The organism is Pseudomonas sp. 51_B, assembly GCF_017491595.1.
Lineage (GTDB): Bacteria > Pseudomonadota > Gammaproteobacteria > Pseudomonadales > Pseudomonadaceae > Aquipseudomonas > Aquipseudomonas promysalinigenes.
The window spans coordinates 22,431-32,701 of the sequence record NZ_JAFGYW010000033.1; the positions used below are offsets into that span (position 1 = coordinate 22,431).

The 10,271-nt window shown below is 62.1% G+C and carries 8 protein-coding genes; 5 read left to right on the forward strand and 3 right to left on the reverse strand.

Translation table 11 applies throughout. The annotated features are described in order from the left end of the window. Positions 1-441 precede the first annotated feature (441 nt). The 3 genes from dsbG to dsbD are packed head-to-tail and all read right to left on the reverse strand — an operon-like array spanning position 442 to position 3,750. A complete protein-coding gene (dsbG, locus tag J5M56_RS21970; protein WP_207937786.1) occupies positions 442-1,200 on the reverse strand; it encodes a thiol:disulfide interchange protein DsbG in 759 nt (252 codons plus the stop codon). A 1-nt stretch (position 1,201) separates the two neighbouring features. After that, positions 1,202-2,038: a TlpA disulfide reductase family protein gene (locus tag J5M56_RS21975; protein WP_186479014.1), complete on the reverse strand. Its 837-nt coding sequence runs from the start codon at positions 2,036-2,038 to the stop codon at positions 1,202-1,204. After that, positions 2,038-3,750 carry a protein-disulfide reductase DsbD gene (gene dsbD / locus J5M56_RS21980; protein ID WP_207937787.1) on the reverse strand — a complete coding sequence of 571 codons (1,713 nt, stop codon included), beginning with the start codon at positions 3,748-3,750 and terminating at the stop codon, positions 2,038-2,040. The genes J5M56_RS21975 and dsbD overlap by 1 nt, the downstream gene beginning before the upstream one ends. Before the next feature lie 280 nt (positions 3,751-4,030). Here dsbD and J5M56_RS21985 point away from each other — a divergent pair, with 280 nt between their 5' ends. From J5M56_RS21985 to J5M56_RS22005, 5 genes are read left to right on the forward strand one after another with little or no spacing between them, the layout of a single operon-like run. Next, positions 4,031-6,862, forward strand: coding sequence for a xanthine dehydrogenase family protein molybdopterin-binding subunit (locus J5M56_RS21985; RefSeq protein ID WP_207937788.1), 2,832 nt, complete (start codon positions 4,031-4,033; stop codon positions 6,860-6,862). Further along, positions 6,855-7,391 (forward strand): (2Fe-2S)-binding protein, encoded by a 537-nt coding sequence (locus J5M56_RS21990; protein ID WP_060480595.1) that lies wholly within the window; start codon positions 6,855-6,857, stop codon positions 7,389-7,391. Before J5M56_RS21985 ends, J5M56_RS21990 begins: the two co-directional genes overlap by 8 nt. Positions 7,392-7,393: 2 nt before the next feature. Further along, the gene (locus J5M56_RS21995; RefSeq protein WP_207937789.1) at positions 7,394-8,605 is read left to right on the forward strand and encodes a cytochrome c; all 1,212 of its coding nucleotides are present in this window, start codon (positions 7,394-7,396) and stop codon (positions 8,603-8,605) included. A gap of 2 nt (positions 8,606-8,607) precedes the next feature. Further along, positions 8,608-9,579 (forward strand): XdhC family protein, encoded by a 972-nt coding sequence (locus J5M56_RS22000; protein WP_207937790.1) that lies wholly within the window; start codon positions 8,608-8,610, stop codon positions 9,577-9,579. Continuing rightward, complete coding sequence (locus J5M56_RS22005; protein WP_207937791.1) at positions 9,576-10,142, forward strand: nucleotidyltransferase family protein; 567 nt, start codon at positions 9,576-9,578, stop codon at positions 10,140-10,142. The genes J5M56_RS22000 and J5M56_RS22005 overlap by 4 nt, the downstream gene beginning before the upstream one ends. Positions 10,143-10,271 lie beyond the last annotated feature (129 nt).

Sequence of the window (10,271 nt, forward strand, 5' to 3'; positions counted from 1 at the left end):
GGCCCGATTCTTCACCTAAACGAGAGTTATGGTAGTTGTGTTGCTGCGGTGGCTACAGAGTTGAGGCTTTGGTCTTGCTTGTCAATATCACAGTAGGAAGAATTGTACGCTCGTGCTTTGAAGCTGTGATTGGCCGGTAAGGCTATTTGTAAGATGCTTCGTATAGGAATTGTCGCTTGAAGTTCAGTGTTTTGAATTTATTCTGCAGAGAGCGTAATTTTTTGTAGGACCTATGATTAATTTCCTGTGCGAAATCTCCTTTTTTTTGAAATTGGTCTGGTGGCAGAATGTGGTAGATAAGCGCTTGGAGCAATGAGGCTAGGTTCATGATAATTGTTGCGAGTTACTTCAGATTTGCGGTGCCAAGTGATTTTTAGTCATGTCGATCAAACGGCACCGCCTGTACCCACCCGCGAATAGCTCGGTCAGGCAATCGATGGGTCAGCGCTTACCAAGAATCTTCCCAAGCAACTCCGGCCGCGGCGCGCCTTGCTGGCTCTGCAAATTACCCTGCTCGTCTTGGTAAAAGATCGCCGGCGTCGCCTGCAATCCCATCTCTTCCATCAACGCCATGTTAGCCGCCAACTTCTGTTGCACGGCTTCCGGGACCTTGTCCAGCGCCTTCAAAGTGCTCGCCTTGCCAGCTTTCTCATGATCATGCAGCGCCTTGGCCGGGTCTTTGGCTGCCAGGAGCGCCGCTGACTTGCCTGGGCTGTCTTCGCGGATGATGCCAACCATGATATGGCGCAGCTGCACCTTGCCTGATTTCACCCAAGGGCGAGCCTGCTCCCAGAACATGTTGCAGTACGGGCAGTTCGGGTCGCTGAACAGGTAGACCTTGCGCGGTGCACTGTCCTTGCCGTCGGCAATCCAGGCAGCGCTCTCCATCTTTGCCCACAGTGCTTTGCTCATGGGGGCGTACACCAGCTTCTGCAAAGGTTCGGCGCTCAGGTCTTTGCCCTGCTCGTCGAACAGGCTGCCGACCAGCACGTGCTTGCCATCCGGGGTCAGGTAGAGCGCTAGGGCATTGTTCTGGTACTGGGCGGCATAGCCGCGCAGACCGTTGGGCGCATCGAAGCCGCCCTTGATCTCGGCGCCCTTGGCTTGCATTTGCTGGATCGGCTTGGGCAGATTTTCGGCCTGCACCAGCGGGGCGGCAAGCAGGGCCATGGACAGGGGAATCAGGGCAGTCAATCGCATGTCAGTTTCCTTGTGCGGCAGTGGCGGGCGCTTTGGCCCGCTCGAAGGGTTCCAGGGCATGGCGCAGGCTGGCCCGCGACAGTTCGCCCAGATGGCTGCCGATCAGGCGGCCATCGGCGTCGTAGAACAGGGTGGTGGGCAGGGCCATGGAGCCTACTCGCTGAGCCAGTGCGCCCGTGCCGTCGAACAGCACATGGGTCAGGCTAAGCCCGGTGGTGGCAAGGAAGGTGGTGACGATTTCCGGCGTCTCGCCTTGGTTGACGAAGAGGAAGGTCACATCCGGGTATTCGCCTTGGGCCCGTTGCAGCACGGGCATTTCCCGCCGGCAAGGGGGGCACCAGGTGGCCCAGATGTTGATCACCAACGGCTTGCCACGGTAACTGCGCAGGGCTACGGATTGGCCTGCGGCATTGCGCAAGGTGAGCTCGGGCAAGGCAGTGCCTTTGCTGTACAGGTGGCTGCCCAGGCTCGCCAGGCCCCAGAACAGTGCCCCGCTCAGCAGCGCCCAGCCCAGCGGGCGACGCAGGCCGGGCTGGCGCCAGCCCTGCCACAGGGTGGCCAGCACGATGCCGACCAAGCCTGACCAGAGCAGAAAACCCCCATCACGGATATCGATGACCTGCACCCAGTCGCCGCGGTACATCGGCCAGTAGGCCAGCACGAAACCCACACGTGCGCACAGCAGGCCGACCAGGAACAGATTGAACAACGCCGACTCCGGGCTCTGGCCGCCACGCCGAGCGGCCCACCAGCCAACCAGGCACGCGACGCCCAGGGCGGTGAGCATCAGTAGGTGATTGAGGGCCATGGTCAGCGGCCCGAGGGTTACCGTCAGCATCAGCCTTGGCTCCGGGTTTGGGTCCAATGTTGCACAAATGAAGCCGCGTCCACTTCGCCAGTGATACGCCTTGCACGGCGTTCGTCACCCTCTGGTCCGAGCCAGACAATGCTCGGTGGACCAGGGACTTGATAGCGTTGCAGCAGGGCACGGCTGGCGGAGGAGTCGGCCGTTACGTCAAGGCGTAACAAATGCACGCCCGCCAGGCTTGCCTGAACGTCTGGGCGGCTGAACACTTGCTTTTCCATGACCTTGCACGACACGCACCAATCGGCGTAATAGTCGATCATGACCCACTGCCCGCGGGCCTTGGCCGTATCAAGTTCACGTTGCAAAGCCTCGGGGCTGCTGACCGTGACGAAAGGCTCGTCGGGTTCTGCCAGCCGTGTGCTGACTGCACTGCCGGCCAAAGGCCGCAGCGGTTGCCAAAGGTTGTCCCCGCCAGCGGCCGCACCGACCAGCAGCAACACTCCCCACAATGCCCCCAGCAGCGGTAACGCGCGCAGCGCCGGCAAGCGTTGCAGCGCTGGCCAGGCCGCCCAGCCCAAGGCAATCAGCCAGGCGCCGCTCAGGGCCAACACCACAGGTGCTGCAAGCAGGCTGCGCACCGTGTACAGGGCCATGGCCAGGAACACGAAGCCGAATACGCCTTTGACCCGCTCCATCCATGCCCCAGGACGTGGCAGATAACGGTTGCCCAGTGTCACGAGCAGCAACAGCGGCACACCCATGCCCAACCCAAGACTGAACAGCACCAAGGCGCCTTGCGCCACATCGCCGCTTTGCGCGATGTACAGCAGCGCACCTGCCAATGGTGCAGTCATGCATGGGCCGAGCAGCAAACCGGACAACGCACCGAGTAACGCTGCACCATACAGGTTGCCACCGCGCGTGCCTTGCCCGGCGCGGTCGAGGCGATCGCGCAGGGCGGCCGGCAGTTGCAGTTCGAAAGCGCCGAACATCGGCAGGGCGAGCAGGATGAACAGGCCAGCCAGGCTTCCCAGCAGCCAGGGTTGCTGCAACCACGCCTGCAGGCTGGCCCCTAGAAGCGCTGCGACCACACCTAAAGCCGCATAGACCAGCGCCATACTCAAGACGTAGACACCGGCCAAAAGCCAGCCACGTCTTGCGCTAGCGCCATTGCCTAGGACCAAGCCTGCGAGTATCGGCAGCATCGGCAGCGAGCAGGGCGTGAACGCCAGCAGCAAGCCAAGGCCAAAAAATGCCAGCAGGCTCCAGGCCAGGCTAGCGCTCTGCAAGCCGCTGGCCAGTGCTTGGTCGCTGGCTTGCTCGGAGGCTGGGGCGTCGTCGCCGCCCAAGTCGATGGTGGTGGTCTGCGGTGGATAGCACAGCCCGGCATCGGCACACCCCTGCCAGCCGAGCTGCAGCTGGCCTTGGGCGCTAGCCGGGATCAGTAGTTCGAGCTGGTCACGGTAGACCGTGCTGTCACCGAAAAACTCGTCGTGATGATTCAGCCCGGCTGGTAACTGCGGTTGCTGATCGATGGCCAGGCCGTCGAACTTCAGGCGCTTCTGGTACAGGTAGTAACCCTGTTTGATCTGGAAATACAGGCGCATCTGGCCATCGGCCTGACGGTCGTGGGTCAGCACGAACGCCTGGTTGACTGGCAGGAAATCAGGTTTGACGTCGAATGGGTTGGCCTGCAAAGGGCCGGCCAGCATGAACGTCAGCAGTAGTAGGAGGGTGCGCATGTATTCGCCTTGGTGTTTCGCAGTGGTGGCCATGCTGGCTCTGGTCGATTAACTCAAGGTTAACCGTTACTGCCTAAGCCATTGCTAACGCAGGGTATGTCGGGCTTAGACATACCGCGACATATTGTCGGCTTGACTTTGCTTATGCTCGCTCTCTTGTTGTAAAGTTGACGCGAGAGTCAATTTCTATGGCTTAGGCAACAAGGCGTTATCCCTGCCAAGTTCCCCGCACAAGAATCAAAAAAGATGGGCAGAAACTCTTCTGCCCAGAGGATCAAGCATGTCCAACCGTGATATTTCCCGGCGCGCCTTCTTGCAAGGCGGCCTGATCGCTGGTGTCGGCGTGACCATGGCGCCACTTGGCAGCCAGGCATTCGCCGCACTGATGGAGGAGCGCGTCACCACCTCGCCGCAAAAATGGATGAGCCACGATGGCAAAGCGCGTTTTCGTAATGACGCGCTGTCCAAGGTCTGTGGCAACAAGGTCTTCGCACGCGACATACGCGCCAAGGACATGCCCGGCTGGCCTACCCGGCAAGGCCATGCTTTGCTGCTCAAGACGACCAAGGTCGACCGTATCTATGCCGGCCATGATTTGAGCCTGCTGGGCAACGACCTGCAGCCGGATCGTGTAGTCACCGCAGCTGACCTGGCCAAAGACGGCATCGTCTGGCCAGAGGCGCATTCGCCCGACCCACTGCTGCCGCCTGGGCAGGTGCCGATGTTCATCGGCCACCCGGTGGCGATCCTGATCTGGCACGACTTCGAGCGGTTCCGCCAGGCCAAGCGCAAGCTGCAGTTCAACGATAAGGCCATTCAGTACGGCGCTCAGGCACCGCTCTACCAGCGCGACCCGTATGGCAGCTTCCGCTTCGTGCGCGTTGGCGGGGCCACGCCGTTTGACGAAGACGAGTTCTCGAGCCTGAAGAACTCCATGCTGTTCCCCACCATCCTCAACCGCAAACCGGTGTGGTCCAAATCGCCCAATCAGCACGGCGACCTCACCGAGCAGGGGCTGTTCTATGCCAAGCGCATGGGCGAGCAGCTGGACAACCCACCTGAGGACTGGCTGGTGTTCGACGAGCGCTATAAAACGCCGTCGATCGAGCCTGCTGCGCTCGAACCGGACAATGGCAATGGCTGGTACGACCCAGCCAGCGGCACGCTGCACTTCGTGGTCGCGACCCAGTGCCCGTTCGAGGTGGCGCAGGAATGCGTGCACATGATCAAGCCGTCTCGGTTTGCCTTGAACAATCTGAACATGCACCCGGGCTACACCGTGGGCTACGGCTCCAAAGACAACAATATTTTTGTCTTTTACGCGGCTGTCGCTGCCCTATATGGCGCCGGGGTGCCGATCCGACTGGCCAACGACCGCTACGAGCAGTTCCAGAGCGGCATCAAGCGCCATGCTTTCGATATCCGTTACCAACTTGCGGTGGACAAGAAGGACAACAGTTTCAAGATATTCCGCGCCGACATGAGCTGCGACGGGGGCGGGCGGATCAATTACAGCCCATCAGTGGCTGCGGTGGGCGCCACCGCAGCGCAATCGATTTACTATATGCCGCAGAATGACCTGTCGGTGACCGCTTACTTCTCCCGGGGGGTCGAGGCAGGCTCCATGCGCGGCTACGGCACTTTGCAGAGCATGGCCGCTACCGAAATGATGGTGGACGAAGTCGCCGGTCGCCTGGGCGTCGATGCCATCGACCTGCGCCGCGCCAATGCGCTCAAGTCGGGCATGAAAAACACCCAGGGGGCGGTCCCTGCCGGTGCGCTTCGCCTTTATGAGATTCTCGACAAGGCTGCTGTGCACGAGTGGTGGCGCAACCGCGATGCGCGCAAGCAGCAGATGGACGCCAAAGACCCTGACCATTGGTACGGCGTCGGCTTCGCCATCTGCCAGAAAGACTTCGGCACCGGATCCGAGGCGCCGATGGCCAGTGTCGAGTTCAGCGCCGACGGGCGCATCAGCCTGCGTCATATCGGCACCGAACTGGGCACGGGCATGTCCACCTCCCAGGCGCTGGTGGTCAGTGACTTCCTTGGCCGTTCGGCCGATGAGGTCAAGACCGCGGTCACCGAATGGCCGGAGTTGCAGTTGACCACCAGTGGCAACCCGTACCTGATCAGCCAGGCCGATCAGGACGCCGCGCTGCGCAACCCGCGCTGGGTCGGCAAGCTGGCCTCGCCGTCCTCGGCCACCAACTCGGCGTTCTATTTCAGCCATGCCACCCGTGAAGCAGCCCGCGTGCTGTTCAATCACGGCCTGTGGCCGGCGGCCATGGCCATCTGGAGCCAAGGCCCGCACGGCGGCCAGGCCAACCCGCTGGTGGTGCGCCGTGAGAATGCGGTATGGGTCAACGGCGAATTGACCGGCAACGGCCTGGCGCCGATCCCGTTCGCCCAGTTGGCAAGCAAGGCCCACGAAATGGGCCTGGTGACCGGCGTCAGCGTGCATGGTTTCAACCGCTGGAGCTGGGCCGAGGCCGACTTTGTTATCGATGGCGTGCGCGAGCGCTTCCCTCTCGATGCCGTTGCGGTGAAGTACGGTGACGGTGCAGTCAATGCCAAGAAGGCGCAGATGAGCAGCCATGGGTATCACTTGCTCGACCGGCAGAACGCCGCTTACCCAGTCACTCAACTGAACAATGCCATGGTCACTTACTACAGCCCCGTGGCGACCATCGTCGAGATCAAGGTCAACAAGGGCACCCATGAAGTCCAGGTGCTTAACCACCACAGCTGGGTCGAGTGTGGCCGCGTGCTGGTGCCTGAGTTGGTCAAAGGCCAGCTCGAAGGCGGCATCGCCATGGGCATTGGCCATGCGTTGACCGAAGAAATGCCGCTTCACGAAGGTGGGCCCGGTGAAGGTGACTGGAACTTCAACCGCTACCGGCTGCCCCATGCACGGGATGTGGCGGTGTGGGAGCAGACCAGCGAAATCCTCCCGCCGCTGTCACCGACCGACCCGTCCAAAGGCATCGCCGAAGTGGTGATGATCCCGGTCGTCGGTGCCATCGGCAACGCCGTGGCGCATGCCATTGGCAAGCGCGTACGCGATCTACCCATCACCCCAGCCCGCATCAAGGAGGCCCTCAATGGCTAACCGTCCACTGCAACTGACCCTCAACGGTCAACCGGTCGGCCCGGTCGAGGTCCCTGATGACCTGGCGATGATCGACTACCTGCACGAACACCAGAACCTTACCGGTTCCCGCCTGGGCTGCGGGCAGGGCATCTGTCATGCCTGTGTGGTGATCGTCGACAACCCCGACGGCACCTGCGAGGAGGTGCGTACCTGCATCACCGGCGCACATTATTTCGAAGGCAAGCAAGTGCGCACCATCGAGAGCCATGCTAAGCAGGACGAGGCGGGTAACCTGACCCTGAACCCGATTCAGCAGAAGTTCGTCGACCTGTTCGCCTTCCAATGCAGCTACTGCGCCCCAGGCTTCGTCAATGCCGCCACCGTGCTGGTGGAAACCGCCCAGCGCCAGCCATTGAAAAAGAGTGAGGTGCAAGACCGCATCGAGGCGAGCCTCGGCCATCACATCTGCCGTTGCACCGGTTATGTGCGCTATTACGACGCCACCCGCGCCGTGCTCAATGATCTCGGCCTGGTCAAGGAGGGTTGAGCATGGGCTTGGTTCGCAACACGCTGGTAATGACACTGGGGCTCGCTGTGGTTTCGCTTGCCCACGCCGCCGACGAGGCTCAGGTCAGGCGCGGTGAATACCTGGCCCGTGCCGCCGATTGCATGGCCTGCCACACGGCCGAAGGCGGCGCGCCGTTTGCCGGAGGGCTGCCGATTCACTCGCCATTCGGCACCATCTATGGCACCAACATCACCTCGGACAAGCAGTACGGCATCGGTAGCTATACGCCTGACGAGTTTTTCGCAGCAGTGACCGAGGGTAAGCGCAAGGATGGCGCCAACCTCTATCCGGCGATGCCCTACACCTCGTACCACCTGATCAAGCGTGAAGACTCCGACGCCATTCTGGCCTACCTGATGACCAGCGCGCCGATCAACCGTCCGGCGCCAGAAACCAAGCTGAGCTTCCCGTTCAATGTGCGCCTGGGCCTGACCGGTTGGAACATGCTGTACGGCAAGAGCGTGCAATTGCAGCCGGGCGAAGGTAAGAGCCCAGTCTGGCAGCGTGGGCAGTACATGGTCGAAGTGCTGGGCCACTGCGGCGAGTGCCATACCCCGCGCAACCCCATCGGCGCGCTGCAACAGGACAAGCGCTTTACCGGAGGCCTGCTCATGGGCTACCTGGCGCCGAGCTTACTGGCCCAGGACCTGGCCGAGCGGGGCTGGACCCAGCCGGACCTGACCACGTTCCTCAAGCACGGTATCAGTGCCCAAGGCAGCATGTTCAACGAGATGTACCCGGTGGTGCACCACAGCACGCAGTATCTGCAAGACGCTGACCTGTCGGCCATGGCCACCTACCTGCTGGGTGATCAGCCGCCCAAGGCCCGGCTGGTGGAGCCGGTGCCGCTGGCCCAGCTCAACGATAGCGCCAAGCGTGGGCGTCAGCAGTACCTGAACGTGTGCGCCGGTTGTCACGGGGTGGAGGGTGAGGGCAAACCGCACATCGCCGTGGCCATGCAAGGCAACACGGTGCTGCGCCAGAGCGACTCGCGCAATTTGGTCAAGGCGATTCTCGACGGCATTGCTGAGCAGCAGTTCACCGGCTTCGAGCGCATGCAGCCGATGCCGGGCTTTGCCGACAAACTCGACGACCAGCAAGTGACGGACATGGTCAACTACCTGCGCCAGGCCTGGGGTGGATTGCCCGGCGACCTGAGCCTGCAACAGCTCGCGGAGCTAAAAACGGAGTAAACGTGCAGCATCTGGATCTTCAAGTCATCAGTCAGGCCTTGCAGTGGTCCTTGAGCGGTCAGCGGGTTTGGTTGTGCACGGTGCTGGCCACTTACGGCTCGGCGCCTCGGGCGCCGGGCTCACTGCTGGCGGTCAACCAGAACGGCCAGTGGCTGGGGTCGCTGTCTGGCGGCTGCGTGGAAGAAGATTTCCTGGAGCGTGTGGGGCAGGGTGAATTTCCCGAGCCGGTAGCCATCGTGCGCTATGGCGATGGCAGCGACCGGCGATCGAGCATTCGCTTGCCTTGTGGCGGTGTACTCGAGGTGCTGGTGGAAAACTTGGCCGCCGATTGTGACGTGCAGGCTCACCTGCGTGAGCTGCAAGGCGCATTGCGCGGCCAGCGCCGGCTGTTGCGCGAGGTGCGCCTGCCGCAAGGCCAGCGTCAGCTGTTCGATGACCGCGATCAGGGGCCGCGGGTGGAGCGCCAGGGCAACCAAGTGCGTTTGCGTGTCGGTGCGGCTCAGCGCTTGCTGTTGGCAGGCTACTCCAGTGTCGCGCACTTCTGTGCCGAGTTCGGCAAAAGCCTGGGCTTTGAGGTCATCCTTTGCGAGCCCCGTGAAGAAGTGCTTGAGGGCGTGCTGCTGGAGGGCATCGAGGTGCGCCGGGAGCTGCCCTCGGAGTTCATCGTCAATGGCGGTTGCCATGCCGACACGGCGGTGGTTGCATTGACCCACGACCCGAAAATAGACGACCTCGCCATGCTCGAAGCGGTGCGTACTGAAGCGTTCTATATCGGCGTGATGGGCTCCATGACGACTTCCGAGAAGCGTCGTGAACGCCTGCACCGCATTGGCGGCTTGAGTGACGAGCAAATGGCGCGGATCCACGCGCCCATCGGCCTCAATCTGGGCAGCAAGACGCCGGCCGAGATCGCCCTGGCGGTGCTTGCCGATATTCTGCGCCTGCGCAATGGCATCGCGCGAGATGCGCTGTGAGCGTGGTGGCGCTGGTGCTGGCGGCTGGCAGCAGCGTGCGTTTTGGGGGTGACAAGCGCCGGGCATTGATGGCAGATGGGCGAAGCGTGCTGGTGCACAGCGTCGAACTTGCCTGCACGGTATTCGATGACGTGCGGGTGGTGTTGCGTGACGGTGAGCGGGGCGAGGCGTTGGGGTTGCCATCGGCATGCCGGGTCATCTCCAGCGCAGATTACACGCTTGGCATGGGCCACAGTCTGGCGGCTGGCGCTGCTTCGCTGGTCGACAGTGAGGCGCAGGCGGTGGCGATTCTGCTGGGGGACATGCCCTGGGTGGAGCCAGCGACCCTTGGCCTGCTTGCAAGTAAGGCCGGTGAGTCAACGATAGTTCTGCCTTGTCATGGCGGGCAGCAGGGGCACCCGGTGTTGTTCGGTCGCGATTTCTGGCCAGCGCTGGTGCGGCTGTCGGGTGATGAGGGGGCGCGTTCGGTCGTCAGGGCCAACCTGCACAGTTGCGTCAGGCTGGACGTTGAGGATGCCGGCGTGCTGCGGGATGTCGATACGCCTGAGGCACTGCGCCAGTGAGTTTTCTGTCACGGCTTTACTCATCGGTGCGGTGCTGGTGGTGGGGTTTTTAGGGATGGGGGTGGTGCTGCGAAGGGTATGGCTGTAGGGATTGGGCGCCTGTGAGATCGAGCGCCGCCCGCGCGGCGC

Bases quoted from the DNA above. Each gene is read 5' to 3' on its own strand.
- dsbG (WP_207937786.1), bottom strand. From the start codon at position 1,200: ATGCGATTGACTGCCCTGATTCCCCTGTCCATGGCCCTGCTTGCCGCC.
- J5M56_RS21975 (WP_186479014.1), bottom strand. From the start codon at position 2,038: ATGCTGACGGTAACCCTCGGGCCGCTGACCATGGCCCTCAATCACCTA.
- dsbD (WP_207937787.1), bottom strand. From the start codon at position 3,750: ATGCGCACCCTCCTACTACTGCTGACGTTCATGCTGGCCGGCCCTTTG.
- J5M56_RS21985 (WP_207937788.1), top strand. From the start codon at position 4,031: ATGTCCAACCGTGATATTTCCCGGCGCGCCTTCTTGCAAGGCGGCCTG.
- J5M56_RS21990 (WP_060480595.1), top strand. From the start codon at position 6,855: ATGGCTAACCGTCCACTGCAACTGACCCTCAACGGTCAACCGGTCGGC.
- J5M56_RS21995 (WP_207937789.1), top strand. From the start codon at position 7,394: ATGGGCTTGGTTCGCAACACGCTGGTAATGACACTGGGGCTCGCTGTG.